19 protein-coding genes and 2 pseudogenes are annotated in these 26,406 nt (G+C 70.1%); 5 read left to right on the top strand and 16 right to left on the bottom strand.

Features of this window, described 5'->3' with window-relative positions; all coding sequences use genetic code 11:
- Window positions 1–72: 72 nt before the first annotated feature.
- The 6 genes and pseudogenes from ACFYR3_RS16175 to katG form a co-directional block, all read right to left on the bottom strand.
- A pseudogene (locus tag ACFYR3_RS16175) lies at window positions 73–210 on the bottom strand (IS701 family transposase); the annotation flags it as partial.
- Between the two features lie 283 nt (window positions 211–493).
- On the bottom strand, window positions 494–1,129 hold the full coding sequence (locus tag ACFYR3_RS16170; protein ID WP_389283455.1) for an AAA family ATPase: 636 nt from the start codon (window positions 1,127–1,129) through the stop codon (window positions 494–496).
- Window positions 1,130–1,484: 355 nt separating this feature from the next.
- Complete coding sequence (locus ACFYR3_RS16165; RefSeq protein ID WP_356781460.1) at window positions 1,485–1,655, bottom strand: hypothetical protein; 171 nt, start codon at window positions 1,653–1,655, stop codon at window positions 1,485–1,487.
- Window positions 1,652–2,191, bottom strand: a complete 540-nt coding sequence (locus ACFYR3_RS16160) for an MOSC domain-containing protein (protein ID WP_356781461.1) — start codon at window positions 2,189–2,191, stop codon at window positions 1,652–1,654. Before ACFYR3_RS16160 ends, ACFYR3_RS16165 begins: the two co-directional genes overlap by 4 nt.
- Before the next feature lie 90 nt (window positions 2,192–2,281).
- Window positions 2,282–3,682 (bottom strand): dihydrolipoyl dehydrogenase, encoded by a 1,401-nt coding sequence (gene lpdA / locus ACFYR3_RS16155; RefSeq protein ID WP_356781355.1) that lies wholly within the window; start codon window positions 3,680–3,682, stop codon window positions 2,282–2,284.
- Window positions 3,683–3,820: 138 nt separating this feature from the next.
- Window positions 3,821–6,043: a catalase/peroxidase HPI gene (katG, locus tag ACFYR3_RS16150; RefSeq protein WP_355841933.1), complete on the bottom strand. Its 2,223-nt coding sequence runs from the start codon at window positions 6,041–6,043 to the stop codon at window positions 3,821–3,823.
- Between the two features lie 595 nt (window positions 6,044–6,638).
- Here katG and ACFYR3_RS16145 point away from each other — a divergent pair.
- Together ACFYR3_RS16145 and ACFYR3_RS16140 are read left to right on the top strand one after the other, a co-directional pair.
- Window positions 6,639–7,049, top strand: a complete 411-nt coding sequence (locus ACFYR3_RS16145; protein WP_355841930.1) for a Fur family transcriptional regulator — start codon at window positions 6,639–6,641, stop codon at window positions 7,047–7,049.
- A 207-nt stretch (window positions 7,050–7,256) separates the two neighbouring features.
- On the top strand, window positions 7,257–7,748 hold the full coding sequence (locus ACFYR3_RS16140; protein ID WP_355842052.1) for a GNAT family N-acetyltransferase: 492 nt from the start codon (window positions 7,257–7,259) through the stop codon (window positions 7,746–7,748).
- Here ACFYR3_RS16140 and ligA read toward each other — a convergent pair.
- A complete protein-coding gene (gene ligA, locus ACFYR3_RS16135) occupies window positions 7,736–9,820 on the bottom strand; it encodes an NAD-dependent DNA ligase LigA (protein ID WP_389283452.1) in 2,085 nt (694 codons plus the stop codon). The two genes, ACFYR3_RS16140 and ligA, sit on opposite strands and share 13 nt — an antisense overlap.
- A gap of 160 nt (window positions 9,821–9,980) precedes the next feature.
- On the opposite strand from ligA, the gene ACFYR3_RS16130 reads away from it, so the two are divergent.
- Both ACFYR3_RS16130 and ACFYR3_RS16125 read left to right on the top strand, forming a co-directional pair.
- Window positions 9,981–13,736, top strand: coding sequence for a S8 family serine peptidase (locus ACFYR3_RS16130; protein WP_389283450.1), 3,756 nt, complete (start codon window positions 9,981–9,983; stop codon window positions 13,734–13,736).
- Window positions 13,737–13,824: 88 nt separating this feature from the next.
- Complete coding sequence (locus ACFYR3_RS16125) at window positions 13,825–14,799, top strand: helix-turn-helix domain-containing protein (protein WP_355841921.1); 975 nt, start codon at window positions 13,825–13,827, stop codon at window positions 14,797–14,799.
- Window positions 14,800–14,826: 27 nt separating this feature from the next.
- Here the strand turns inward: ACFYR3_RS16125 and ACFYR3_RS16120 are convergent, their stop codons facing one another.
- From ACFYR3_RS16120 to ACFYR3_RS16110, 3 genes are all read right to left on the bottom strand, one after another.
- Entirely contained in the window at window positions 14,827–15,201 is a 375-nt protein-coding gene (locus tag ACFYR3_RS16120) for an ArsR/SmtB family transcription factor (RefSeq protein ID WP_389283593.1), read from the bottom strand.
- A gap of 250 nt (window positions 15,202–15,451) precedes the next feature.
- A complete protein-coding gene (locus ACFYR3_RS16115) occupies window positions 15,452–15,826 on the bottom strand; it encodes a hypothetical protein (RefSeq protein WP_261705830.1) in 375 nt (124 codons plus the stop codon).
- 226 nt (window positions 15,827–16,052) lie between these two features.
- Window positions 16,053–18,056, bottom strand: coding sequence for an acetoacetate--CoA ligase (locus ACFYR3_RS16110; RefSeq protein WP_355841915.1), 2,004 nt, complete (start codon window positions 18,054–18,056; stop codon window positions 16,053–16,055).
- Window positions 18,057–18,235: 179 nt separating this feature from the next.
- Here ACFYR3_RS16110 and ACFYR3_RS16105 point away from each other — a divergent pair.
- A pseudogene (locus ACFYR3_RS16105) lies at window positions 18,236–19,326 on the top strand (RNA-guided endonuclease InsQ/TnpB family protein).
- A gap of 46 nt (window positions 19,327–19,372) precedes the next feature.
- Here the strand turns inward: ACFYR3_RS16105 and ACFYR3_RS16100 are convergent.
- The 6 genes from ACFYR3_RS16100 to ACFYR3_RS16075 all read right to left on the bottom strand — a co-directional run bounded on the left by ACFYR3_RS16100 (window position 19,373) and on the right by ACFYR3_RS16075 (window position 26,368).
- On the bottom strand, window positions 19,373–19,954 hold the full coding sequence (locus ACFYR3_RS16100) for an RBBP9/YdeN family alpha/beta hydrolase (RefSeq protein ID WP_389283447.1): 582 nt from the start codon (window positions 19,952–19,954) through the stop codon (window positions 19,373–19,375).
- Window positions 19,951–21,237, bottom strand: coding sequence for an MFS transporter (locus tag ACFYR3_RS16095; RefSeq protein WP_389283445.1), 1,287 nt, complete (start codon window positions 21,235–21,237; stop codon window positions 19,951–19,953). The genes ACFYR3_RS16100 and ACFYR3_RS16095 overlap by 4 nt, the downstream gene beginning before the upstream one ends.
- Before the next feature lie 98 nt (window positions 21,238–21,335).
- Window positions 21,336–22,244 (bottom strand): TauD/TfdA dioxygenase family protein, encoded by a 909-nt coding sequence (locus tag ACFYR3_RS16090; RefSeq protein ID WP_389283443.1) that lies wholly within the window; start codon window positions 22,242–22,244, stop codon window positions 21,336–21,338.
- Between the two features lie 50 nt (window positions 22,245–22,294).
- Window positions 22,295–23,269, bottom strand: a complete 975-nt coding sequence (locus tag ACFYR3_RS16085) for a quinone oxidoreductase (RefSeq protein WP_355841900.1) — start codon at window positions 23,267–23,269, stop codon at window positions 22,295–22,297.
- 668 nt (window positions 23,270–23,937) lie between these two features.
- Complete coding sequence (locus ACFYR3_RS16080) at window positions 23,938–24,990, bottom strand: 3-keto-5-aminohexanoate cleavage protein (RefSeq protein ID WP_355841897.1); 1,053 nt, start codon at window positions 24,988–24,990, stop codon at window positions 23,938–23,940.
- Between the two features lie 376 nt (window positions 24,991–25,366).
- The gene (locus ACFYR3_RS16075; RefSeq protein WP_355841895.1) at window positions 25,367–26,368 is read right to left on the bottom strand and encodes an AraC family transcriptional regulator; all 1,002 of its coding nucleotides are present in this window, start codon (window positions 26,366–26,368) and stop codon (window positions 25,367–25,369) included.
- Window positions 26,369–26,406: the final 38 nt, after the last annotated feature.

The raw sequence follows: 26,406 nt of genomic DNA, 5'->3' as shown, positions 1-26,406 counted from the left end.
GCTTGACTTCATTGTCAAGCAGTCGCCGGAACGCGACTTCCGGCGCTGAGTGCGACGCCGGGCCATCGTCCGTCTCCCGGGTGGGCTCGGCTTGATAGAGGGTGAGGCCGGCCCGGGAACTTTTGGGGACAGGCGCTGTTCGGTGAGGAAGGCATGGGCGGCGGTGACGAGGGTGACGCGGTGGTGCCGGCCGGGCCAGGAACGGCCTTCGAGTGGCTGTGACCTGCGTCGTCAGGCCAGGCTGCTACGTGCCACAGCGAGAAACTCCGCCTTGAACGGCTCCAGACGCTCGGCCAGGCTTCCTTCGTCACGCTCCTGCCAGACCGCTTGGTTAAGGGCGCGGGCGTAGAGGGTCGTCGGTGAGTGAAGGCCAGGAGCACACAGCAACTCGATGCTCTTCTCGGCTATTCGAAGACCGTCCATCGCCGGCCTGGCCCTCACATACCAGTCATCCGCAACCTCCCATTGGGACGGCCTCGCATGCGCCACGCCTTCAGCCTCCAGCGCGGACCGGATGAACTCCAACACAGTCCTGATCTGCGAGCGTGATGCCCGAGGCGTCGAGCAGTTCGCGGGCTTCGAGCTCGGAGAAGCGCAGGTCCGCCGCGCGGATCTCGGCGAGCTCGCCCGTCAGGCGCAGCCGCAGCCGGACATCGTGACGCATGGTCAGTATCGCGTGCGTCTGCGGGGGAAGGCTGGTCAGCAACCGGGTGAGCTGAGTGGGGGCCTCTGGCGAGAGCAGCTCGTGGAGATCATCGATGACCAGCGTGACGCCGCCGTGGGCGTCGGCCAGCTCCGACAACACCCGGTCGACCATCGCCGACGCATCGAAGTCGGGTGTCGCTGCGGGCAGTGCCTCGCCGCTGTCCGCACTGCCGTCCGCGCCGATGGCGTGACGAACCGCACCGAGCAGGGCCAGCCAAAACTGCTGGGCGTCCTGCTGGCCGCGCGGCACTTGCACGAGGGCGAGCCGACGCGGCTGACCCGGCCGGTCGGCCCAGGCGCGCAGCAGCGATGTCTTCCCGCTGCCGGCCGGAGCCGAGATGACCGTCACCTTGCCCGCCGCCGCGCGATCCAGGGCAGCGACGAGATCATCCCGGTCGATCAGCCGGGGAGCTGCTGGAGGCACCGTTGAAGGACCGCCTTGCTATCCACGCCCGACACCCTGGCGCCGGTCACCCAGCCCCGGCACCTTTCCCGTCTGTACCAGGCTAGCGCGCACCTACTGACGACTGCGCGCGAACCCCGGATCAGTCGGCGTCACGTTCACGCAGCATCGCAATCACCGGGATCGGGTGACGACATCTCATCCGACGGGCGGCAAGCCTGGGCCCGTAGCGAAAGCTCGCACGGCCGCCAGGGACGTGCCGAGATCCAGGGGAGATCCCGTGACCTCGCCGGCCTCCGGCGCGGGCAGCGCCTCCGACCCACCCGACTACGCGCCCACCACCCGGTCGGCGCGATCTGAGACCGGGCGTGCGGCCTCACCCTCCGCCCCGGCCGGCGGCCGGGACCACCGCCTCGGCCCGGCTCTGCTGGTCGTCGCCACCGCCCAGCTCATGGTCGTGCTCGACGCGACCATCGTGAACGTCGCCCTCCCGGACATCCAGAAGGCGCTCGGCTTCTCCGGCAGCGGCCTGGTATGCGGTGGTCACCGGGCCCCCGCACGCATGATGCCGGGTTCGGGCGGCAGTTCGTCATGGCCGAGGGTGGGTATCACGCAGCGCGGTGTGGGCACCACGACCCGAAGCAGCGCCTCTCCGACGCGCAAGCGGGACCCCGGCCAGGCGTCTTCCGGGAAACCCGGCCCTCCGTGGGTGTCCACGACCAGGTTCGGCCGGAAGCGGCGCGCGTCGAAGTCCCCGGCGGGACACACGCTGCGCATCCGGTCCAGAGCCGCCGTGGTGACGAGACGGGCCCGGCCGAAGTCGAAGAACGTCCCCGGGGCGACACTTCCCGACGTGATGCACTCGCCGGTGGCCTCGACGGATGCCGACTCCCGCGCAGCCTCCGGGACACCGCCTTCGTACTCGGGCACGGCGCGCTCCAGCCGGCCGTGCTCCGGTGTGACAGACGAGACGGACACGTGACGACCCAGCAGTTTGGACAACTGCACGTCCAGATCAGGATCTTCGACCGGCGGAGAGGTCCCGTCGGGCAGCATCACCCGGACCACTCCGGAGTCGTCCATCCGGCTCCGGCAACGCAGCAACACCCCCCACTTTCTTGGGTGTTTGGCGCTGCCCACCGCGCCCGTCCCGTCGAGTACGGCATTCACCCCTCACATGTTGATCATGTGGCCGGCCAGCCCGTGAATGGCCTCCTTGACCGCCTCGCCGAGGGTCGGGTGCCCGTGCACATTGCGCGCGACCTCGTGGACCGTCAGATCCCATTGCTGAGCGAGCGTCAGTTCCGGGAGCAGCTCGGTGACTTCGGGGCCGATCAGATGGGCGCCGAGGAGTTCGCCGTGGCGCGCGTCGCTGAGAATCTTGACGAAACCCGCGGTCTCACCGAGGCCGTGCGCCTTGCCGTTGGCGGTGAACGGGAACTTCGCCACCTGGACGTCGAAGCCCCTGTCGCGGGCCTGCGCCTCGGTCCAGCCGAAGCTGGCGATCTGCGGCTGGCAGTAGGTCGCCCGCGGGATCATGACGTAGTCGAGTTCCATCGTCTCCGCGTCGGCGATCGTCTCGGCCGCCACGATGCCCATCGACTCGGCCGCGTGGGCCAGCATCAGCTTCGCCGTCACATCACCGATGGCGTAGATGTGCGGCACGCTCGTACGGCAGCGGCCGTCGATGTCGATCGCCCCGCGGTCGGTGAGTTTCACGCCGGTGTTCTCCAGGCCGTAGCCCTGCACCCGCGGCTGGAAGCCGATCGCCTGCAGCACCTTCCCGGCCTCCAGCGTCTGCCGCTGGCCGCCCGTGGTCACCATGACCTTGACCGCGTCCCCGGAGTCGTCGATCGCCTCGACGCGGGTCGACGTCAGCACATTGATGCCGAGTCGCTTGTAACGGCGGGCCAGCTCGGCGGAGACCTCCTCGTCCTCCAACGGGACGATCCGGTCGAGGAATTCGACGAGGGTGACCTGGACGCCGTAGTTGTGGAGCACGTAGGCGAACTCCACGCCGATGGCGCCGGCGCCCGCGATGATGATGCTGTCCGGGAGCGTGTCCGACAGGATCTGCTCCTCGTACGTCACCACGCGCTCGCTCAGTGAGGTTCCGGGGAGCAGCTTGGTGGTGGCGCCGGCGGCGATGATGCAGTGGCCGAAGGTGACCGTTTCCGCGCCGCCGTCGGCCAGGGCGATCTGGAGGGTGTTGTCGTCGCGGAAGGTGCCGCGTCCGGTGTACTGGGTGATCTTGTTCTTCTTCATCAGGTAGTGGACGCCCTTGACGCGTCCGTCCGCCACCTTGCGACTGCGGGTGAAGGCGGCGCCGTAGTCGAAGGTCACCTCACCGTTCACCTGGATGCCGAAGGTCTTGGCCTCCTGGGTGAAGATGTGGGCGAGCTCCGCGTTGCGCAGCAGCGCCTTCGACGGGATGCATCCCACGTTCAGGCATACACCGCCCCAGTACTTCTCCTCGACGATCGCCGTGCTGAGTCCGAGTTGGGCGGCTCGGATCGCCGCGACATATCCACCCGGGCCTGCGCCCAGGACCACCACGTCAAAGTGTGCGCTCATGGCGGCCAGCCTAGAACGCCCCGCCACCGGATCGCCGATCCTGGCGTGACGACGGGCCGCGGGCCGGGCATGCCGAAGGCCCGTTCCGGCCGAAGGCGTCCGGGCCGGCCCGTTCGGGGCCGGCCCGGACGTCGGGCGTCAGACGAGGTCGAACCGGTCCAGGTTCATGACCTTGTCCCAGGCGGCGACGAAGTCGTTCACGAACTTCGCCCGAGCGTCGTCGCTCGCGTAGACCTCCGCGAGCGCGCGCAGCTCGGAGTTCGAGCCGAAGACGAGGTCGGCACGCGTGCCGGTCCACTTGATCTTGCCGGTGGCGTCGTCGCGGCCCTCGAAGGTGGTCGCGTCCTCGGACGTCGGCGTCCACGTCGTGCCCAGGTCGAGCAGGTTGACGAAGAAGTCGTTCGTCAGCGTCCCGGGGGTCCCGGTGAGGACGCCGTGCGAGGAGCCCTGGTGGGTCGCGCCCAGGGCGCGCAGACCGCCGACGAGGACGGTGAGCTCCGGCGCGCTCAGGGTCAGCAGGTTCGCGCGGTCGAGCAGCAGGTACTCGGCCGGCAGCCGGTTGCCCTTGCCGAGGTAGTTGCGGAAGCCGTCCGCGCGCGGCTCCAGCGCGGCGAAGGACTCCGCGTCGGTGTGCTCGTCCGTCGCGTCGACGCGGCCCGGGGTGAAGGGCACCTGGACGTCGTGACCGGCGTCCTGGGCAGCCTTCTCGACGGCGGCGACGCCGCCGAGGACGATCAGGTCGGCCAGCGAGACGTTCTTGGCACCGGCGTTGAAGTCACGCTGGATGCCCTCCAGCGTGCGCAGCACCGTCGCGAGCTGGTCGGGGTCGTTGGCCTCCCAGCCGCGCTGCGGCTCCAGACGGATCCGCGCGCCGTTGGCCCCGCCGCGCTTGTCGCTGCCGCGGAACGTCGAGGCCGACGCCCACGCGGTGGAGACCAGCTGCGAGACCGTCAGGTCCGAGTCGAGGATCTTCGCCTTGAGGGCGGTGATGTCCCCGGCACCGATGACCTCGCCCTCCGCCGCCGGCAGCGGGTCCTGCCACAGCAGGGTCTCCTCCGGGACCTCCGGGCCGAGGTAGAGGGACTTCGGGCCCATGTCGCGGTGGGTCAGCTTGTACCAGGCCCGCGCGAAGGCGTCCGCGAACTCGGCGGGGTTCTCGTGGAAGCGGCGGGAGATCGGCTCGTAGATCGGGTCGAGGCGCAGCGACAGGTCGGTCGTGAGCATCGAGGGGGCGATCTTCTTGGCGGGGTCGTGGGCGGCCGGGACGGTGCCCTCGCCCGCGCCGTCCTTCGGCTTCCACTGGTTGGCGCCCGCGGGGCTCTGGGTCAGCTCCCACTCGTAACCGAAGAGGTGGTCGAAGAAGCTGTTGCTCCACTGGGTGGGCGTGGTCGTCCAGGTGACCTCCAGGCCGGAGGTGATGGCGTCCGCGCCCTTGCCCGTGCCGTAGGTGCTCTTCCAGCCCAGGCCCTGTGCCTCGATCGGGGCGGCCTCGGGGTCGTCGCCGACGCTCTCCGCCGGGCCCGCGCCGTGGGTCTTGCCGAAGGTGTGGCCGCCCGCGATGAGGGCGACCGTCTCCTCGTCGTTCATCGCCATCCGGCGGAAGGTCTCACGGATGTCGCGGGCCGCGGCGATCGGGTCCGGGTTGCCGTTCGGGCCCTCCGGGTTGACGTAGATGAGGCCCATCTGGACGGCGCCGAGCGGGTTCTCCAGCTCACGGTCGCCGGTGTAGCGCTGGTCGTCGAGCCAGGTGGTCTCGGGGCCCCAGTACACGTCCTCCTCGGACTCCCACACGTCCTCGCGGCCGCCGGCGAAGCCGAAGGTGTCGAAGCCCATCTGCTCCAGGGCGACGTTGCCGGTGAGGATCATGAGGTCGGCCCAGGAGAGGCTCTGGCCGTACTTCTTCTTGACGGGCCACAGCAGACGGCGGGCCTTGTCCAGGTTGCCGTTGTCCGGCCAGCTGTTGAGGGGGGCGAAGCGCTGCTGCCCGGCACCGGCACCGCCGCGGCCGTCGCTGATGCGGTAGGTGCCCGCGCTGTGCCACGCCATGCGGATCATGAAGGGGCCGTAGTTGCCGAAGTCGGCGGGCCACCAGTCCTGCGAGGTCGTGAGCACCTCGGCGATGTCCTGCTTCACGGCCGCGAGGTCGAGGGACTCGAAGGCCGCGGCGTAGTCGAAGCCCTCGCCGAGCGGGTTGGCCACGGCGGGGTTCTTGGCAAGGATCTTCAGGTTGAGCCGCTCCGGCCACCACTGGCGGTTTCCGCCGCCCTGGGTCGGGTGCGGGGCGCGTCCGTGCGCGACGGGGCAGCCGCCACCGGCCTCCGTTTTCGCGTCGGTGACGATCGCATCGTGGTTCTCAGACATGGGAATCCTTCCGGAGGGGGCGGATCTCGGTGCTCAGAGACTGCGGGTGGGGGAACAGCCGGGGCGGGGGCCCCGGCGGCCGGCCCCGGAACCATCGACGGAGTCGACGGGGAGGCCGTGGTCTTCGGACGGGAACAGGCAGAGGGCGCAGCCGCCCGCGCAGTCGAGGGCGGGGACGTCGTACACCGCTCGCATCGGATCGGCTGGACCGGTCCGATACGGGGTACGTGTCCCGCCACGGTGAGCGGACGGAGGGCCGTGTGCGACGTGGAGGGAGATACGGCGCCGGGTCGGCACGCCTCGGCAGCGATCGCGTCGTCGCCGAGGTGGCCCAGGGCTCCGGGAGGGTCCCGAGCAGCGTGTCATGGGCGGCCGTCACACGCAGGCCGGCGCCGCGAAGTTCCACGGCGGTGGTCCCGACATCTCTGTCTCTCCTGCCCGTACTGAAGTCTTCCTGTCCCTTGGCCAGTGCCAAAACCGATCCTACAATGGACAGAGTCCAAGTCAAGAAGGACGCCAAACGCGTATCCGATCGGACCCAGGATGCACACCGATAAACTGCGGGTTCCCACTGATCCTGAAAAGGTGAACCGATATGAGTGACCTGCTGGAGCGACTGCGAGGGCGTGGCTGGCGGATGACCTCCCAGCGGCGTGTCGTTGCGGAGGTCCTCGACGGCGAGCATGTGCACCTCACAGCCGACGAGGTGCACGCCCGTGCGGCGGAGCGGCTGCCCGAGATCTCCCGGGCGACCGTCTACAACGCCCTGGGGGAGCTGGTCTCCCTCGGCGAGGTCATCGAGGTCTCCACCGACGGCCGCGCCAAGCGCTACGACCCCAACGCCCACCACCCGCACCAGCACCTGGTGTGCTCCACCTGCGGCACCGTCCGTGACGTCCATCCGACCGGCAACCCGCTGGCCGACCTTCCGGCGACGGAACGATTCGGTTTCACGGTGGCCGCCGTCGAGGTCACCTACCGGGGGCTGTGCCCTTCGTGTGCCTAGGGTCTGCCCGGATCCCGTCTGGATCCCGTCCGGCGGGCGACGGACTCGTCCGTGATCCGTCCGGCGGCGCCCGGCCCTGGGGCGGCTCGCACGGTGATGCCTAAGCTTTCCGCCGTGAACGACACCACACAGGGCACGACACAGGGCATCACGCAGGAGATACGGATCAGGCCGGGCGGCCCGGCCGACGCGCAGGCCATCCTGGACATGCTCGACGCGGCGGTGGTCTGGATGAACAGCCGCGGCAACACCGAGCAGTGGGGCACGACTCCGTACTCGCAGACGTCTGGCGGGGCGGAGCGCGTCCATCGGTACACGACCGAGAACGCCCCCTACATCGCGGAGTCGGACGGAGTACCAGTCGGAGCCATGGTGCTCGACTCCGGGCCCAGCCCGCAGATGCCGATCGAGCCCGCCGGGGAACCCGAGCGGTACGTCCGGCTGCTGGTGTCCGACCGGCGGTACGCCGGCCGGGGCATCGGGGCGGCGCTCCTGGCCCACGCCGCCGAGGAGACCCGGCGGGCCGGCGTCGAGTTGCTACGGGTCGACTGCTGGGCGGGCGGCGGGGGCGAACTGGTCGCGTTCTACGAGCGCCAGGGATTCACCCCCACCGACCCCTTCCTGTCCGGGACCTGGCCCGGCCAGGTACTGGCCCGGCGGATCGGCCGACCCCGCGGCCAGAGCGATCAGGTGAGGTAGTCGGCGACCAGCGTGGCGAACTCCTCCGGTGCCGCGAGTCTGATCCCGAGGGTCTCCGCCTTGGCGCGCTTGGATCCCGCGCCCTCTCCTGCGACGACCAGGGTGGTCTTCTTCGACACGCTGGAGGAGGAACGCCCGCCGGCCCGCTCGATGAGCTCGTTCATCTGGTTGCGGCTGAGCTGCTCCAGCGCACCGGTCATCGCACCGGTGACCACCACCGTCATCCCGGCCAGCGGCCCGCCCGCGGCTTCGTCGCCCTCCGCGGCCGGGTCGTCCTCACCGGCCGGAGCGGGCGGGGTGGCGCCGGGCTCGGTCATGTTGACCCCGGCGGCGACGAGCTTGTCGATGAGCGGGGCGAGTTCGGCCAGCTCGGCGACGATCGAGGGGGCCTTCTCGGTGCCGATGCCGTCGACCCGCTGCATCGTTTCCGCATCCGCCGCGCGCACCAGCTCCATGGTCGCGAAGTACCGGGCGATGCGCCGCGACATGGAACGGCCGGTGCCGCGGACTCCGAGTGCGCACAGCACTCGCGACAGCGGCTGGCCCTTGGCCGCCTCGATCGCCGCGAGGAGGTTGTCGGTGCTGGTCTCGCCCATGCGCTCCAGGCCGAGGAGCTGATCGCGGGTCAGGCTGAACAGATCGGCGAGATCGGCGGCCAGACCGGCCTCGACGACCTGGACGACCCGCGTATGGCCGAGGCCCTCGATGTCGAGCTGGTCGCGGCCGGCGGCGTACGAGAGCGCGGCGACCAGATGGCAGTTGCGGCCCTGCTCGCAACGCCAGCGCTGCTCGCTGGTGTCGATGGCGGATCCGCAGTTCGGGCACGTCTCGGGGAAGACGATGGGCTGTTCCTCGCCGGTGCGCAGGTGGGCCACGGGCGCTTCGATCCGGGGGATGACGTCTCCTGCGCGGTGCACCATCACATGGTCGCCCAGCCGCAGATCGCGACGCGTGATGTCCGCCGGGTTGTGGAGAGTGGCGTACGTGATGGTCGAGCCGTCGATCTCGACCGGCTCCAGCACGGCGCGCGGGGCGATGATGCCCGTGCGGCCGACGTTCCACTCCACCGCCAGCAGCCGGGTGATCTTCTCGACGGCCGGGAGCTTGTAGGCGATCGCCCAGCGCGGCGCGCGGGTACCGGATCCGGCGGCCCGCTGGTCGGCGGCCAGGTCGGCCTTGACGACGATCCCGTCGATCCCGAACGGCAACTCGGCGCGCAGTGCCCCGATCTCCTGGACACGGGCGAGGACCTGCTCGGCGGTGGCCGCCGTGATGCCGGGGACGGCGGTGCCGGCGGTGGTGTTCACGCCCAACTCGGCGGACCGTGCCATGAGTTCGCTGTGCGCGAGTTCGCCCAGCCGGGCGGCCTCCTCGGCCTCGGTGCCGGACACCGGGAGAAGGCCGTAGCCGAAGAAGGTCATCGGAACGGTGTAGGCACGCTCCTTGGCGCGCAGGGTGCCCGCCGCGGCGTTGCGCGGGTTCGCGAACGGCTGACCGCCGTGCGCGGTGCGCACCTCGTTGGCGTGCTCGAACTGGGCCGTCGTCATGAGGACTTCGCCGCGCGCCTCCAGCGTGAGGGGCTCCGTGAGTTCGCCGGGGAGGCCCTCGATCGTTCCGATCGCGTGCGAGACGTCCTCACCGGCCGTCCCGTCCCCGCGCGTGACCAACTGCGTCAGCCTGCCCTCGCTGTAGCGCGCGGCGATGGCCAGACCGTCGAGCTTCGGCTCGACGCTGAAGTGCTCCACCTCGTGACCGATCCGACGGGCCACCGACACCGTCCAGGCGGTGAACTCCTCGGGCGAGAACACATTGTCCAGGCTCAGCATCGCCACCGTGTGCGGGACATCTCCCTCGACGGCGCCGCCCGCGACCTTCCCGGTCGGCGAGTCGGGCAGCACCTGATCGGGATGCTCGGCCTCCCACGCGGCGATGCCGCGCACGAGCCGGTCGTACGCGTCGTCGTCCAGCACGGACGTGCCGCCCTCGTAATAGGCGGCCGATGCCTTCAACGCGTCCTCGACCGCCTGCGCGTAGGCGACGGCATCCACGATCACTGCGACTGGTGTTGTCATACCCGTCATCCTGCCTGCCACCACTGACAATGCCCTCCCGCCGACTCTCCCGCCGCCCCTCTCGCCCCGGCACGGTCCCGTTGGCACATGTGAGACGTGGCGCTTTGGTGCCAGCCGCCAGGCGTTCCCCCGGACCGACGCGGACCGGTAGGACCTAGCCATGATTCCCCTCATACCGCGCCGCCCACGAGGCAGGCGGGCCCTCGCGGCAACGGCGGCCGTCGCCGCCGTTCTCACCACGCTCACCGGGCAGGCGGGCGCCGCGAACAGCGCGCCCACGGCTTCCGCCGCCCCGTCCCGAACGGGCGCCGACCGCACCGTCACGCTGATCACCGGAGACGTGGTCAAGGTGATGGACCTCGGCGGAGGCAAGCACTCCGTCGACGTACGACGGCCGCGCGGCGCCACCGGCGGCGTACGCACCGAGACGGTCGGCAAGGACCTCTACGTCTACCCGGACGAGGCGTTGCCCTATCTGGCCGCGAACCGTCTCGACCGGCGCCTCTTCGATGTCACCGCCCTCATCGAGCAGGGCTACGACGACCAGCACAGCTCAGGACTCCCGCTGATCCTCGGCTATCGCGACAAGGTGGCGGCGACGCCCACCGGCACCACCAAGGTGCGGTCGCTGAAGAGCGTCAACGGCACCTCCGTCCGGGCGTCCAAGAAGCAGGCCAGGAAGCTGTGGAGATCGGTCGCCACCGGCACCCCCGCACAGCGGCCCTCACTGAAGGGCGGCCTGTCCAAGATCTGGCTGGACGGCAGGGTCGAGGCCACCTTGAAGGACAGCACCGCCCAGATCGGCGCGCCGGCCGCCTGGAAGGCCGGTCTCGACGGCAAGGGCGTCAAGGTCGCCGTGCTCGACACCGGTGCCGACAGCCATCACCCGGATCTGGCCGGCCGGATCAGCAGCGCGGTCAGCTTCGTACCCGGCGAATCCGCCGAGGACGGGCACGGACACGGCACCCACACCGCTTCCACCGTGGGCGGCAGCGGAGCCGCCTCCGACGGAGCCGAGAAGGGGGTGGCGCCCGGCGCCGACCTGCTGATCGGCAAGGTCCTCGCCAATGAGGGCTACGGAGACGACTCCTGGGTCATCGCCGGCATGGAATGGGCCGTCGACCAGGGGGCCAAGGTGGTGAGCATGAGCCTCGGCGGCTCCGAGCCCACTGACGGCACCGACCCGATGAGTGAGGCCCTGGACCGGCTCAGCGAGAAGAGCGGCGCCTTGTTCGTCGTCGCCGCGGGCAACACCGGCACGGAAGCGTCCATGAGCGCCCCGGGCGCCGCCGACGACGCGCTGACCGTGGCCGCGGTGGACTCCGACGACCAGCTCGCGTACTTCTCCAGCACGGGCCCGCGCTACGGCGACTACGCCCTCAAGCCTGACATCGCCGCACCCGGCGTGGACATCCTCGCCGCCAAGGCCGGGGGCAGCGCCGAGACCGGCTGGTACCAGACGATGAGCGGCACATCGATGGCCACGCCGCACGTCGCCGGAGCGGCCGCGATCCTCGCCGAGGAACACCCGGAGTGGACCGCCCCGCAGCTCAAGGACGCGCTGATGAGCACGGCGAAGGAGCTCCCCGGCCTGAGCGCCTATCAGGTCGGCGCGGGCCGGGCCGATGTGGCGGCCTCCGTCGACGCGACCGTGACCGCCACCGGTTCGGCGTACTTCGGCTTCGACGCCTGGCCGCACAGCGGCCCGGCGACCGTCGACCGCACGCTCACCTACCGCAACACCGGTGACAGCGCCGTCACCCTGAAACTCGCCCTCGCCGCGTCCGTGGCCGGCGGCCCCTACGACGTCGACCCGGGCGCGGGCGCCGGAAGCCCGGCGCCCGCGGGGATGTTCTCCCTCTCCGCCGACTCCGTGACCGTCCCCGCGCACGGCACCGCCTCCGTCATGGCCACCGCGCGGCCGAACCTCGGCGCGAACGGCCGCCGTTACCTCGGGCAGGTGTCCGCGAGCGACGCGTCGGGCGATGTGCGCGCCCGCACCCAGGTCGGGCTCTACCGGGAGGAGGAGCGCTACTCGCTCGACGTCACCCTCAAGGACCGCTCCGGCCAACCCGCTTCCGGATACGTCCAGTTGCAGCGCTTCGGCAGTGACGCCGACCCGCAGATCGTGCCCGTGGGTGAGACCGGCAGCGCGACCGTGAGACTCCAGGCGGGCACCTACAGCGCCCTCAGCTACCTCGATGTCGCCGGCAGCCACGGCCCCGACTCGCTCGGCATGGCGCTGCTCGGTGATCCGGAGATCGTCCTCGACCGGGACCGGACGGTGGTTCTCGACGGGAGCAGGACCCGCGAGGTCACGGCGGTGGTGCCGCAAAGGACCGAGGACCGGATGCTCTACATGAACTGGTACCGCTCCGACGGCGGAGTCAGCACCGTGGACTCCGAGTACCTGCTGCCGCCCACGTACGACAGCATGTTCGTGCTGCCCACCCGGAAGGTGACCCAGGGCACCTTCGAGTACGAGACACGCTGGCGCAAGGCCTACCCGCTGCTCTCGCTGAGTCACGACGGCAAGGCACTCACCCCCCTCGGGCAGGCCGGATCCGCCTTCTACGACGGCCGCAAGCGGTTGGACGCGGTGTACGCCGGAACCGGCACCCCCGCCGAATACGCGGGGCTGCGCGCCAAGGGCAAGGCGGTGCTGGTGACCCGTTCCGACGCCGTCTCCGGTACGCAGCGTGCCCAGGCGGCGGCGGACGCCGGGGCCGGACTCCTGCTCGTCCTCGACGACGAACCCGGCAAGCTCCTCGAATGGGTCGGTACCGACGAGGGCGGCTACAGCGCCGTCCCGGTCGCCTCGCTGACCGCACGCGAAGGCGCCCCGCTCATCAAGCAGGCTCAGCGCGGCTCCCTGCGCCTGAACGTCGAGGGAGCACCCAACTCGCCGTACGTGTACGACCTCGTCGACCCGCACCCGGGCCGGATCCCCGACACGGATCTGACCTACCGGCCGCGCGCCTCCGAACTGGCCGTCGTGGACATGCGCTTCCACGGCACCACCAAGTACCCCAGCGGCGAATACCGTTGGGACTACCGGCCCTACCGCACCTACGCCGTCGGATTCCCGCTGCGTACGGACATGCCCGCGACGCGCACGGACTACCTGTCGGCGCAGCCGGGCACCTCGTGGGCCGAGGACTCGATCACCGGGCCGAACCTGGCTCTGGAGTCCCGCGGCGGCATGATCACCTACAAGGCCGGCAAGAAGGTCTCCAGCGACTGGTTCGCCCCGATCGCCCATCCGCGCAACGGCAGCGGCTTCTGGTGGTCGGAGCGGCAGCAGAGCTTCTTGTCCTTCAACGTCCAGCCCTGGACGGACAGCGGAGCGGACCACGGCGGCTACATGCAGGACGACGGCAACAGCCTCACCTTCAAGGTCTACCAGGACGGTGAGCTGGTGAAGACCTCGGCCTGGGCGTCGGCGACGCTGTATCCCGTACCGACCGTGCCCAGCACGTACACCCTGGACCTGCGCGCCGAACGCGACGCGAGCGCCTACCGGTTGTCGCCCCGCACGCACACCGTGTGGAAGGTGCGATCGGCGCCGGTGACCGATCCGATGGAGATCGACCGGATGGCGCTGATGCAGCTGGACTACGACGTCGCCACCGACCTCGCGGGCGACGCGCGCGGCGGCCGGCAGACCCTCGGCCTGACCGGGTCGAACCTGCCCGACGCGGCGGGCGCCGGACGGGTGGCGGGCGCGACGCTCGCCGTCTCCTACGACGACGGCCACCACTGGCGTCCGGTGCGTCTGGACCGTACAGCCACGGGCCACTGGACCGCCCGATTCGATGCCCCGCACAGCGGATTCGTGTCTCTTAAGGCCCGCACTTGGGACGATGCGGGCAACAGCGTCACACAGGAGGTGACACGGGCCTACGGCTTGAAGTAGACCTTGGCGTACCCGTGAGATCGGGCGGGCCCGGGTTTCCACAGCCCCGGGCCCGCCCGGCGTCACCTGCGACGTCAAGGAGTGGCCCATGCTCGCCGCGCTCGGTCTCGGCCCGGCCGAGGAGGAGATCTACCGCCTCCTGGTGGCCCGGGGACGGGCCGCCGTACATGAACTGGCCGCCGACGGGGACCGCCCCGAGTCCGAGGTGCGTGAAGTCCTCACCGATCTGGCCGGGCGCGGTCTCGTCGTGCGCCAGGCGAGCGAGGACACGGTCACCATGTTTCTCGCGGCACCCCCCGCGGTGGCACTGGGTGGGGAACTGCGGCGGCGCCGCGACGAGTTGAGCGCGGCGGAGCACGCGGTGCTCACCCTCGCGGAGCAGCACCGCACGGGCGCCGAGGGCGGCGCGGTGGAGGTGATCAGCGACATCGACGCGGTTCGCCACCGGTTCAGACAGCTCCAGGAGTCCGCCCGGCAACAGGTGCGGTCGATGATGGTGCCCGAACAGACCGTTGTGCCTCGCGATGACAACGCCGCGGAGGGGGCTGGAGTCCGCCGTGGCGTGCTCTACCGGACGATCCTGCACCGGGAGGCGCTGACCGAGCCCGGAGCGGTTGCCCAGGCCCTCGCCGCGCTGGAAGCCGGACAGCAGGTCAGGGTCGCCGACGCCGTGCCGGTCAAACTCATGATCGCGGACCACGAACTGGCGATGCTTCCCCTGTTCAGCGGCCGCAACACCGCGGCCGCCTCGGTGCTGGTGCACGCCGGAGGGCTGCTGGACGCACTGGTCGCCTATTTCGAACTGGCCTGGGAGCAGGCGTATCCGCTGTCGCCCCACACGACGGGCGACGGCGTCGCCGAGCAACGCCCGGACGCCATAGACGAGTTCGACTCCAGGATGCTCGCCCTGGTCCTCGCGGGACTCACCGACCAGGCGGTCGGCGCGCGCCTCGGTGTCTCCCGCCGCACGGTGCAGCGGCGCATCGGTGAACTCATGGCGCGGGCCGGCGCGGAGAGCCGCATCCAGCTCGGCTGGCACGCCGCGCGCAAGGGCTGGGCCTGACGGGCGACCCGGTGGTCGTTCCGGGTGTCAGTGTCCCCGGACGGCGGGTGAGGGGCAGGCGGACCGGGTGACGACGAGGTCCGGTTCGCGCGGGCCGGGAGGCAGGCCCGTGCCGAGGTCGGCCTGGCGCAGTTCGGCCAGCAACTCGGTCTGCCCGGAGAGCAGTTCGGTGAGGATGCGGCGAGCGGCGCGCAGGAGTTCGGCGACATCGCCGCCGGCCAGCGCGTAACTGACGGTGGAACCCTCGCGGATGGACACCACGATTCCCGAGCGGCGCAGTACGGCCAGTTGCTGCGAGAGGTTGGACGGTTCGATCTCGATCTCGCTGAGCAGGTCGCGCACGGAGACGGGACCGCTCTGCAGCAGTTCCAGGACCCGGATGCGCACAGGGTGTCCGAGCATGCGGAAGAACTCGGCCTTGGCCTGGTAGAGGGGGACCTGCCTGGTCAAATCGTTCGCTCCCTGCCGCCTGGGACGGGCTGTTTCTCCGGCTGGTGCGGTGGCTGTCTGCGCGTCCGCCGCGAGCCGTGCCGTAAGGACCGATCCTCGCGGCTCCACCTCCGCACGCCCACGGGATTGACTTGATCTGGATGTACCTAAATGAAGAAGTCTTCAAGTCGTGGGCATGCGGAGGCGCGGAGAAGGTGGCTGTCTACACCTCGAGTTCGGCCTCGATGCGTGCGAGTTGGTGACGCGCCATGGCCAGGTTGGAGGTCGCCTTGTTGAGCACCAGGTACAGGAACAGCCCGTTGCCGTCACGGCTCTTGAGGGGCCGGAGGAGGTGGTACTGGTCCGCGAGCGTGATCAGTACGTCTTCGATCTTGCTCTTGAGGCCGAGGTGCTCCATGGTGCGCACCTTGGCCCGGATCACGTCGGTGTTGCCCGCCGCCGCGACAGACAGGTTGAGTTCCTTGCTGCCCCCCAGCGTGCCCAGTGCCATGCCGCTCGTGTAGTCGACGAGGGCGACGCCCATCGCACCCTCGATGGACGTCATGGTCTCCTTGAGGGAGATCTCCACATTTGCCATACCGATGTCTCCTCCTGGTCACCGCGCGGGCGGAGGAGTTCCCGCCCGGTCAGTGACCAGGACCCTACGGACCGTCCGCGGCGGGCAGCCGAGTTGTTTCGGGACTGGCGGAAGGAGCATCGAAATGTACGCCGACGCAGGCTCTATTGATCACTGTTGTGCGGTCGATGACCATGGATCGCGGGCGCGGAGGAAGATCCGGTGGCGTGCGGTCGGCGGACGGGATTCACCCGGCGGCCGAAGGCCGTGACGCCGCCGTGCGCGTCGCGAAGTCCGCGAACCACGCCAGCATTTCGGGGTGGGTGATGGATCCTTCGCTGCTGACCTCGGAGCTGCGGGCGCCCTGGAGAATGCGCTTGACCGGGACTTCGAGCTTCTTGCCGGTGAGGGTGCGCGGGACGGCGGGGACCGGCACGATCACGTCGGGCACATGGCGCGGGGACAGCCGGCTCCTGATGGCCGTGGCGATCCGCCGGCGCAGGCCGTCGTCGAGCGTGGTGCCCTCGGCGGGCACGACGAACAGCGGCATGAAGTAGTCGCCGTCGGGCTGTTCCACCCCGAGGACAAGACTGTCGGCGATCTCCGGGAGCTGGTCGACGACGGCGTAGATGTCGGCGGAGCCCATGCGGACACCCGAGCGGTTCAGGGTGGAGTCGGAGCGGCCCGCGACGACGACCGACAGGTCGGTGTCGATCGTGACCCAGTCACCGTGCCGCCAGATTCCGGGGTAGGTGTCGAAGTAACTGGCCCGGTAGCGGGCGCCGTCGGGGTCGCCGACGAAGCGGAGCGGCATGGACGGCAGTGGCGCGGTCACCACCAACTCGCCCTGTTCGCCCGTCAGAGGGTGTCCCTGAGCGTCCCAGGAGGCCAGGGCGACGCCGAGTGCGGGGGCCTGGATGCGGCCCACTCGGACGGGCAGCAGGGGGGTGCTTCCCGCGAGGACCGAGCAGACGTCCGTACCGCCGCAGATGGACTGGAGCCGAACTCCGGGCGTCAGGCGGTCGTGGACCCAGCGCCAGGTGCTGGGCGGCAGGGTCGACCCGGTCTGCAGGACGGTCCGCAGCTTGCCGAGTCCGAACATGTCCGCGGGACGCGAGTCGGCCTTCTCCCCGGCGGTGAGATACGCGGCGCCCAGACCGACCACGGTCGCGCCGGTCCACTCGGCGATCCGCCAGGCGCCGTCGATGTCGGGAAAGGTCGGGCTGCCGTCGTACAGGATGACGGTGCTGCCATGGAGCAGCCCGCCGACCAGGAAGTTCCACACCATCCAGCTGGTGGAGGTGAGAAAGAGATAGCGGTCGTCGGCGCGCAGATCGACGCCCAGTCCGAGCGCCTTGAGCAGTTCGACCACGATGCCGCCGTGCCCCTGGACGATGCCCTTCGGTATCCCCGTGGTCCCCGACGACCACAGGATCCACAACGGGTGGTCGAAGGGAACGTCGGCGAACTCCAGCTCCTCAGCCGCCGCCGGGAGCGCGGACCAGGCGTGCTGTTCGATGTCGGATTGCCCCGACCACGGTTCGGACGGGGCCGGGAAGAGGCTGTCGACCGCGAGGATGTGGCGGACTGTGGGCAGGCCGTCCACGAGTTCGGCGACCTCCGGGCGTTTGTCGTAGGTCTTGCCGCCGTAGCGGTATCCGTCCGCGGCCACGAGGACCGTCGGCTGTGCCTGGCGGAGCCGGGCGAGCACGCTGGGCGTGCCGAAGTCGGGGGAGCAGGCCGTCCACACGGCGCCGACGGCGGCCGTGGCCAGCAGCGCCACGACGGTCTGGCGGAGGTTGGGGAGGTAGCCGGCCACACAGTCGCCGGGCTGCACGCCCATGCGGCGCAGGGCGGCCGCGACGTCGGTGACCTGCCGGCGCAGCTCGTGCCAGGAGATGTCCTCGGGAGTGCCGCCCTCGGTCAGGCAGACGAGCGCGGGGCGGGCGTCCGTGGCCTGGGCGAAGCAGCGTTCGGCGAAGTTCAGCCGGGCACCGGGAAACCAGTCGGCTCCCGGCATCGACGCCTCGCCGAGCACCTTGTCGTAATCGGTGACCGCGTCCAGCCCGTAGAACTCCCACACCGCCGACCAGAATCCAGCGAGGTCGGTGGAGCTCCACCGCCACAGCTCGGCGTAGTCGGAGAAGTCGAGTCCCCGTACTTCGCTCACCCAGTCCATGAAGCTCGCGACGTTGGAGTCCTCCAACTCACGGCGGCTGGGGGACCACAGCAGGTCGGTGTCTGTGTTCATCGGTCTTCCTTCGTGGATGCCCCGGACTTCAGGCCGGGGTGGGGGTACCTCCCGCTTGCGGGGGAGAAACGAACGCTTGCGGAGCAGGGAAGGGCAGGACGACTCGCCGCCAGGGCGGATCGCCGTTTACCACCCACAGTCAGCAGATGGTCACAATCTGTCGTGATGGTTTGTGAGTCATGACCACTCACGTGAAGCGGGCGTTCAAGTTCCGCTTCTACCCGGACGATGTGCAGGCGGCTGAGTTGTCGCGCACGTTCGGATGCGTGCGCAAGGTCTACAACCTGGCTCTCCAGGCCCGTAGCTTCGCGTGGTACCAGCGGCAGGAGAGGGTCAACTACAACGCGACCTCGGCGCTGCTCACCGCGTGGAAGAAGACCGAGGAGTTCGCCTACCTGTCCGAGGTGTCCTCGGTGCCCCTGCAGCAGTGCCTGCGGCACCTTCAAGCGGCGTTCACGAGTTTCTTCGAGGGCCGGGCGAAGTACCCGCGGTTCAAGTCGCGCAAGATGTCCCGCCGCTGTGCCGAGTACACCAGTTCGGCGTTCCGCTACCGCGACGGTCGGCTCACGCTCGCCAAGATGCGCGAGCCGCTGGACATCGTGTGGTCCAGGCCCCTCCGCGAACGTGCGCAGCCGTCCACGGTGACCGTGTCCCAAGACGCGGCCGGGCGCTGGTTCGTGTCGCTGCTCTGCGACGACACCATCGCCCCCGCACCGGTCACCACCAGGACGGTCGGCCTCGACGCGGGGATCACCTCGCTGGTGACCCTGTCCACCGGGGAGAAGATCACCAACCCCGGGCACGAACGCCGTGACCGCTCCCGCCTCGCCAAGGCCCAGCGGGAGCTGTCCCGCAAGGCCCCTGGTGAAGGGACGAACCGGGCCAAGGCGCGGCGCAAGGTGGCCAAGGTCCATGCCCGGATCGCCGACCGGCGCCGGGACTTCCTGCACAAGCTCTCGACTCGTCTCGTCCGTGAGAACCAAACGGGCGTGAACTCGTCGTGATCGACCGCTGGTTCCCCTCCAGCAAGCTGTGCGGGAACTGCGGCACGATCCGAGCGAAGCTGCCGCTGAACGTCCGTGAGTGGACGTGCGAGTGCGGCACGGTGCATGACCGCGACGTGAACGCGGCGAAGAACGTTCTCGCGGCCGGGCTGGCCGTGGCTGCCTGTGGAGACGGTGTAAGACCTCAACGGGAGTCGTCCCGGACGGGGCAGTCGTCGATGAAGCAGGAACTCCAGCGGGCGACCGCTGGAATCCCCCGCCCTTAGGCGGGGGAGGAAGCCAACGGTTGCCTTTCTGGGCTGGACGCGGCGTTCAGCCGGTTTCTTCTATTTCGCGGAGCAGCTCCTCCGCGTGCGGCCAAGGGCCGTAGCCGGACGCGGGGTTGAGATGGCCGACCTCACCGAGGTCCACCAGCCGGCCGCCCCAGTCGCGGGCCAGTTCAGTGACCCGCTCGACTGTGCCCAGAGGGTCGTTCGAGCTGACCGCGACGACGCTGGGGAAGGGCAGCGGCTTCCGGGGCACCGGTGTCCAGCCGTTCTCGCCGAGCACCTCGGGGGCCGGATAGCCCTCGGGCAACGGGGTCTCGAAGTCCGGCGGTGTCGCGAGCAGCGCACCGCGCACCTGTGCCGTGCTTCCCTGGGCCCAGTGGACCGTGGTGATCACACCGGCGCTGTGCGCGACGAGGACGACGGGGCCCTCGATCTCCGAGACCACCTTGTCGAGCGCCGCCACGCGGGCCTCGCGGCTCAGGGCGTCCTCGGTGAGCGGCGGGACCGTGCGGACGGTCCGCCCGGCCTCGGCCAGCCGGTCCGCCAGGAGGGTCTGCCAGTGCTCCGCGACATGATCGCGCAGTCCGGGGACGATCACGATCACCGGATCGGTGGTGGCGCTCATGCGGTCACCACCGCGTCCTCCGGCTCTGCCGCCGGGACGGGGGCGCTCGTCAGACGGCTCAGATCACGCTCGTAGAAGTGGCGGCCGATCAGGAAGGCGACCGTGGCGGCGACCGCCGCGAGCGGGATGATCCGCAGGGCGCCGAGGAGCCCCATGTGGTCGGCGAGCGCGCCGGTCACGGCGGGCCCGGGAGCCAGCCCGAGCAGGCTGTTGGCGAGCGTCAGGGTGGCGAAGGCCGTCGCGGAGATGGACGCTGGGGTCAGGTTGGCCACCATGGCGGTCGCGGGACCGGCCGTGCCGGCCGACAGCACGGCCCCGGCCGCCAGCACGGCCAGCTGGAGGGGGCCGGTCGGCAGCCGGAACGCGGTCATGAGCAGGACGAGGGAGCCGAGGCTGCACGCGATGGCGACGGCCCATTTGCGGATGGGGAACGCCCGGCAGAGGCGGTCGGAGACGATGCCGCCGCCGATCATGCCGATGCCGATGACGAGGATGAAGATCCCGGCAGTCGCGCCCGCCTTGGCGGTGGGCATGTGGTAGTAGCGGTTGAAGAAGCTGGGCAGCCAGGCCATGAGGGAGGCGGCGATGAAGAGCTGGAGACCACTGCCGACGTACGCGCTGATCACCGAGACCGAGGAGAACAGCCGGGGCAGCAGCATGCGCAGCCGGCCGCGTGGTCCGGGTTCGGGCTCGGCGTCGGTGGCACCGGCCCCAGGAGCCAGCTTCTTCTCGGTGACGACGAAGCCGTAGACCGCGGCCAGGACCAGGCCGAAGATGCCCATGACGCCGAACGCCCAGCGCCAGCCCAGGTGTTGGGCCACTGCGCCGCCGATCGACACACCGAGGACCGACCCGAAGGCGCCGCCGGCTATGAAGGCACCGGAGAGGGTGGCGCGCAGCCCGATCGGGAAGATGCTCAGGACGACGGCGATGCCGACGCTTCCGTACGCCGCCTCGCCGATGCCGACGAAGAGCCGGCCGACGAACATCTGGTCGTAGCTCCCGGAGACCGCGCAGCCGAGGGTCGCCGCGCTCCACAACGCCGCAGCTAGCAGCAGGCTCTTCACCCGGCCCCAGCGGTCGGCCATCAGCGACATGGGGAAGGTGAGCAGACCGACCATGAGAGCGACAACGCTGCTGAGCGAACCGAGCTTGGCGTCGGTGAGCAGCCACTCGCTCTTGAGCATGGGGAAGACGGCGTTGAGGACCTGCCGGGACATGTAGTCGGACAGCAGCAGGCCGAAACTGAGGGCGAAGACCACCCAGGCATAACGTCGGGTCACGGGCCATTCGGACGAGGCGGTCGTGTTCGTCTCGGGAATGGACCCAGCAGTGGTGTGCAACTCCATTGTCATCACCTCACGCGCTTGGAGGAACGGGGTTAGAACGGTCTGTCGCCGACGATCCCGGCGCGCTCCATCCGGCGGACGGCGGGCCAGTAGTCCTGTACGGCGTAGTGCTGGGTGGAGCGGTTGTCCCAGATGGCGACACTGTTCGGGGTCCAGCGCCAGCGCACCTGGTACTCCGGGATCGCGGCCTGGCCGATGAGGTAGTTGAGCAGGAGGCTCGCGCCGGGGGCGAAGTCCTGCCCGAACCGAATGTTCTCGGGCGTGTGGTAGTTGACGAAGTGGGTGGTGAACGCGTTGACGAAGAGGATCTCCTCGCCGGTCTCCGGGTGGACGCGCACCACCGGGTGCTCCGCGTCCGGGAACCGCTCCTTGAGGGCGTGCCGCTTCTCCTGCGGCATGGCGGCGCCGAACGTGGCCTCGATGCTGTGCCGGGCCCGCAGCCCCCGGATCGTCGTCCGGATGTTCTCCGGCAGTCGGCGGTAGGCCTCGGCCATGTTGACCCAGATCGTGTCCCCGCCGACGGGGGGCCCTTCGATGCAGCGCAGTACGGCGCCCATGGGTGGGCGCTCGCGCCACGTGGCATCGGTGTGCAGGGCGTTCTCGTAGTGCTCCGCCGGGCTGTCCAGGTCCTTGTAGATCCGCACCAGGCCGGGGTTCTCGGGGTCGCTGCCGGCCACCGGGTGGTCCTCGAGCGCGCCGAAGCGCTCGGCGAAGGCGACGTGTTCGGCGCGCGTCATGTCCTGGTCGCGCAGGAACAGCACCTTGTACTGGAGCAGCAGGGCCCTGATCTCTTCGAACAGATCCTCGTCGCGTGAGGCGTCGCCGAGGTTCACTCCGGACAGTTCCGCGCCGATGGTACAGGTCAGCGGTTCGACCTTGATCGAGCCACGGGTATGGGCGAGGACCGGTGCGCCCTCGGGGGGAGCGAGCGTGTGATCCATGGTGCTTCCTCCTGGAGAGAGTGGAGTTGAACCGCGGGGAGTGGTGGGGCTCAGAGGACGAAGACGGACGATCCGGTGGTCTGTCCGGCCTCCAGTTCGCGGTGCGCCTGGGCCGCGTCCTCGAGGGCGAAGCGCTGGTTGACCTCGATGGTGATGCGGCCGGAGGTGACGTGGTCGAAGAGTTCGCCCGCGAGGTCCGCCCGCTCCGCGGGGTCCGCGATGTAGTCCGCGAGGGCCGGCCGGGTGACGAACAGGGAGCCCTGGACGGCGAGTTGCATGGCGTCGATGGGCGGGACGGGACCGGAGGCGGTGCCGAAGCAGACCAGCAGGCCGCGCCGACGCAGCGAGGCGAGCGAGGAGTTGTACGTGGTCTTGCCGACGCTGTCGAAGGCCACCGGGACCCCTGCGCCGTCGGTGAGTTCACGCACCCGCTCGGCCACGTTCTCGGACCGGTAGTGGATGACGTGGTCGCAGCCGTGCGCGCGGGCCAGTTCGGCCTTCTCCTCGGTGGAGACGGTGCCGATGACGTTCAGACCGAGCAGCTTGGCCCACTGGCAGACGATGAGGCCGACGCCGCCCGCCGCCGCGGTCAGCAGGATCGTGTCACCCGCCTTGAGGGGGTGGATCCTGCGGAGCAGGTACGCGGAGGTCAGACCGCGCATGGTCATGGCCGCGGCGGTCTCGAAGGCGATGCCGTCCGGCAGCTTGATCAGCGAGTCGATGGGCATGACCCGCTCGGTGCTGTAGGCGCCGAGCGGACTTCCGGTGTACGTGACCCGGTCCCCCTCGGTGAACTGGGTGACGCCCTCGCCCACCGCCTCGACCACGCCGGCCGCCTCGACACCCAGCCCGGCGGGCAGCGGCGCGGGGTAGAGCCCGGTGCGGAAGTAGGTGTCGGCGAAGTTCAGTCCGACGGCGTGGTGGCGGATCCGGACCTGGCCGGGGCCGGGGTCGCCGACGACGACCTCCTCCCAGCGCAGGACCTCGGGACCGCCGGTCTCCTTGAATCGAATGGCGTGGGCCACGGGAGTGCTCCGTTGTTGGGTGTCGGGTGAAGGGGAGGGGGATAGGGAGGGAAGGGGCCGCCGGAGCCGGGGGGCCTGGCCCCGGCGGCCGCGTGGCGTGATGAGCAGAGCGGCGCCACGGTGGTTCCGGCCGCGACCGGCCTGTCGCGCGGTGGCCGACGGTCGGTCGGGCCGGTGGTGCGGGGACGCGCGCGACGGTCGGTCGGGCCGGCCGGTGCCCGGCCGAGCGGCCGGCGCGGGGCCGGTGCCACGGCCGCCATTCGATCGGGCGGCCGGTGCGTGGCCCGCGCCGTGGCCGGGCGGGCCACGATGCTGCCAGCCGTGGCCCGGTGGCCGGGATGGTGGTCCTGGCCGTGACCGGGTGGGCTCGGACGGTGGTCCTGGCCGTGGCCTGGCGAGCCGGGGACTGTGGTCCTGGCCGTGGCCCGGTGGCCGGGATGGTGGTCCTGGCCGTGGCCGGGTGGGCTGGGACTGTGGTCCTGGCCGTGGCCTGGCGAGCCGGGGACTGTGGTCCTGGCCGTGGCTGGGCGGCCGGGACGGTGGTCCTGGCCGTGACCGGGTGGCCGAGACCGTGGCCTTGTGGGCCGCAATGCTGCGCAGTGAGGCAGCGGGGCGGACTGCAAGGGTGGTCTTTTGGCCGTCGGCCGGCACGGCGGTCCGCCGTGGGGTCAGGCGTCGCGCAGCATGAAGCCGCGCTGGCCGGGACGCCGGTTCGGCACCATGCCGAGGCGGGCCAGCGTCTCGTCGGTGCTCGAGTAGGTCTCGCCGAGCTTGTAGATCTTCCGGGCCTCAGCGCCGGTCGCGATGTCACGGCCGAGCGCCTCGGAGATCTGCACCATCTGCTCGACCTGCTCGACGCTGGACATGCGCTCGCCCTTGCGCCGCCACAGGTTGTCCTCGTTGCCCACCCGGACGTGCACGCCGAGCGCGATGCCGATCGCGTTCATGGGCGCCACGGCGCGCATGGAGGCCTCGATGGTGAGGACGGCGCCGTCAGGGGCGCGACGGACGAACTCGATGAGGTCGGCCGGGTGACGGCCCGAGAAACCGCCGCCGATCGCCACGTAGTTGAGGATCAGCGGGCCCGTGTGGACACCGGCTCGGATGAGCCGCTCCACGGTTTCGAGCTGGGCCAGCGTCGCGAGTTGGAAGTGCGGCTGGATGCCGCTCGCGGCCAGACGCTTCAGGTGCTCCAGGTAGAAGTCCGGACCGGCCTCCAGGTACATGTCCCGGTACGCCTTGTAGTAGTCCGGCTTGGCGATCGAGGTGCCTTCCAGATCGTCGTCGGTCATGATCTCGACGATGTTCATCTGGCTGGTGTTGATCGCGATGGTGACCTGGTCCGGCTTCGGGTCCAGGTCGGCGAGCATGTGACGGCTGTCGAAGTCGAGCCACTTGGCGTCCGCGCCCTCGCCCTCCGGGGCGAACGAGATGGACCCACCGATCTGCAGGACCATGTCCGGCACGGCCTCGCGCAGGCGGCCGATCAGCTCGTTGAACATGGAGAGCCGCTTGGAGCCCTTGCCGTCGAGCTCCCGCACGTGGATGTGGAGCACGGTGGCGCCGGCGTTGTAGCAGTCGACAGCCGCCTGTACGTGCTCGTCCATCGTCAGGGGGAGGTCGTCGGCGTCTCCGGGAAGCCATTCGGGCCCGTAGGGAGCGGCCTGGATGACGAGCTTTTCCTGGTTCTCGGGGAACAGTGAGTCGTCGTGGAAGTGCACGGTCCGTCTCCTTCGTCGGATCGGTGATCACTCGCCGGGAGCATCGCCGCGAACTGCGCGGCCCTGGGATGTCCGGCGGGGATCGATGCGGGTCACCGGGTGACAGCGGGCGCGAGGTGGCCCGCTGCGATCGGCCGTTCCGGAGGGAGTGCCGGGGGAGTGGCACGGCTCCCTCCGGCGGCCGACCGCGTCTTCTGTGCGGTGGTGCAAAGGTAGGGCCGAGCCCATGAGTGTGCTTGCCGTCAGGGGACAGATGATTTGTCATTTGGGGACATCGGTGGCGTGACGCGCCGTGCCGGGCAGTGCATGGCCCGGACACCCGTCCCGCCCGTCACGGCAGTCCCCGTGGGGAGTTGGGGCGCAGGGGCTGGAGCCGTTACGGAGCGTTGCTGCCGCGCCACGCTCTCGGACTGCACCCGAACTGCTCACGGAACCAACGCGAGAAACCGCTCAGCGACGAGAACCCCAGCAGGTCGGAGATCTCCGTCAGTGAGCGCCGCGGGTTCGCGACGAACTGTTCCGCGAGATGGCGGCGGGTGACATTGAGGAGCGAGGAGAACGTCTCGCCCGACGCGGCCAGATGCCGGTGGACGGTGCGCCGGTCGACGCCGAGGCTGCGCGCGACCTGCTCGATCGAGCAGCGCCCGGTCGGCAGCAGGACCTCGATCAGTTCGCGCACCCGGTCCGCGGCGGTGGTGTCCTTGGGGACGGCGATCGCGTCGAAGTACTGGCGGGCGTACTCGCGCAGCAGCGGGTCGGCCATGGCGTTGGGCGCGTCGAGGTCGTCGGCGTAGAAGACGATGCCGTCGATCTCGCGGTCGAACTCCACGATGGGCCCGAACGTGCGCCAGTGTTCCGTGCTGTCCGACGGCGCCGAATGACGGAACCACACGGAGAGCGGCTGCCAGCCGGTGTGCAGGAAGTCGCTCAGGATGCGGTGGAAGGCGGCGACGGCCAGCTCCGTCGCCTGCCGGGACTCCCTCACCTCACCGAGCCGCAGATCCACCTTCAGCGTGGCCAGTCCGTCCCCCTCGGACAGCCGGGTGTGCAGCACCTCGTTGTACATGTACTGATGGCGGATCAGCAGTTCCAGCGCGCTGCGTACGTCGGGTTCCTCGCGGACGACCAGACTGATGGGGCCGAGATTGGAGAAGCGCCGGAACTCCGCGAGCAGCACCCCGAAGTCCTCGTGACCGGACTCGGCCGCCGACAGTTCCAGTACCTCGACGGCGGCCGTGCCGGAGATCCACCGGTCCTGCACGGTGAGGGCGGCGGTGTCCAGGCCCACCCGCTTCAGCAGTGCCTGCGGATCGATGCCGAGGGAGCGGCACAGCTCGACATAGCCGCTCAGGGCGGCGGTGCGGACCAGAGGTCTCATGAGGCGCACTCCAGGGATGTCCCGAAAAGCCTAGTCTC

The sequence above is a fragment of the Streptomyces sp. NPDC005784 genome, assembly GCF_042871525.1.
Taxonomy (GTDB): Bacteria; Actinomycetota; Actinomycetes; order Streptomycetales; family Streptomycetaceae; genus Streptomyces.
The sequence above is the reverse complement of the archived record's forward strand: the minus strand, read 5'-3'. Positions and strand labels throughout refer to the sequence as shown.

Excerpts from the sequence above, each read along its gene's own strand:
- ACFYR3_RS16120 (WP_389283593.1), bottom strand. The coding sequence starts at position 15,201 with ATGCTCGGACACCCTGTGCGCATCCGGGTCCTGGAACTGCTGCAGAGC.
- ACFYR3_RS16110 (WP_355841915.1), bottom strand. The coding sequence starts at position 18,056 with ATGAACACAGACACCGACCTGCTGTGGTCCCCCAGCCGCCGTGAGTTG.
- ligA (WP_389283452.1), bottom strand. The coding sequence starts at position 9,820 with ATGACAACACCAGTCGCAGTGATCGTGGATGCCGTCGCCTACGCGCAG.
- ACFYR3_RS16115 (WP_261705830.1), bottom strand. The coding sequence starts at position 15,826 with ATGGCAAATGTGGAGATCTCCCTCAAGGAGACCATGACGTCCATCGAG.
- ACFYR3_RS16140 (WP_355842052.1), top strand. The coding sequence starts at position 7,257 with ATGCTCGACGCGGCGGTGGTCTGGATGAACAGCCGCGGCAACACCGAG.
- ACFYR3_RS16125 (WP_355841921.1), top strand. The coding sequence starts at position 13,825 with ATGCTCGCCGCGCTCGGTCTCGGCCCGGCCGAGGAGGAGATCTACCGC.
- ACFYR3_RS16100 (WP_389283447.1), bottom strand. The coding sequence starts at position 19,954 with ATGAGCGCCACCACCGATCCGGTGATCGTGATCGTCCCCGGACTGCGC.
- ACFYR3_RS16160 (WP_356781461.1), bottom strand. The coding sequence starts at position 2,191 with ATGGACGACTCCGGAGTGGTCCGGGTGATGCTGCCCGACGGGACCTCT.
- ACFYR3_RS16075 (WP_355841895.1), bottom strand. The coding sequence starts at position 26,368 with ATGAGACCTCTGGTCCGCACCGCCGCCCTGAGCGGCTATGTCGAGCTG.
- katG (WP_355841933.1), bottom strand. The coding sequence starts at position 6,043 with ATGTCTGAGAACCACGATGCGATCGTCACCGACGCGAAAACGGAGGCC.
- ACFYR3_RS16090 (WP_389283443.1), bottom strand. The coding sequence starts at position 22,244 with ATGGATCACACGCTCGCTCCCCCCGAGGGCGCACCGGTCCTCGCCCAT.
- lpdA (WP_356781355.1), bottom strand. The coding sequence starts at position 3,682 with ATGAGCGCACACTTTGACGTGGTGGTCCTGGGCGCAGGCCCGGGTGGA.
- ACFYR3_RS16130 (WP_389283450.1), top strand. The coding sequence starts at position 9,981 with ATGATTCCCCTCATACCGCGCCGCCCACGAGGCAGGCGGGCCCTCGCG.
- ACFYR3_RS16145 (WP_355841930.1), top strand. The coding sequence starts at position 6,639 with ATGAGTGACCTGCTGGAGCGACTGCGAGGGCGTGGCTGGCGGATGACC.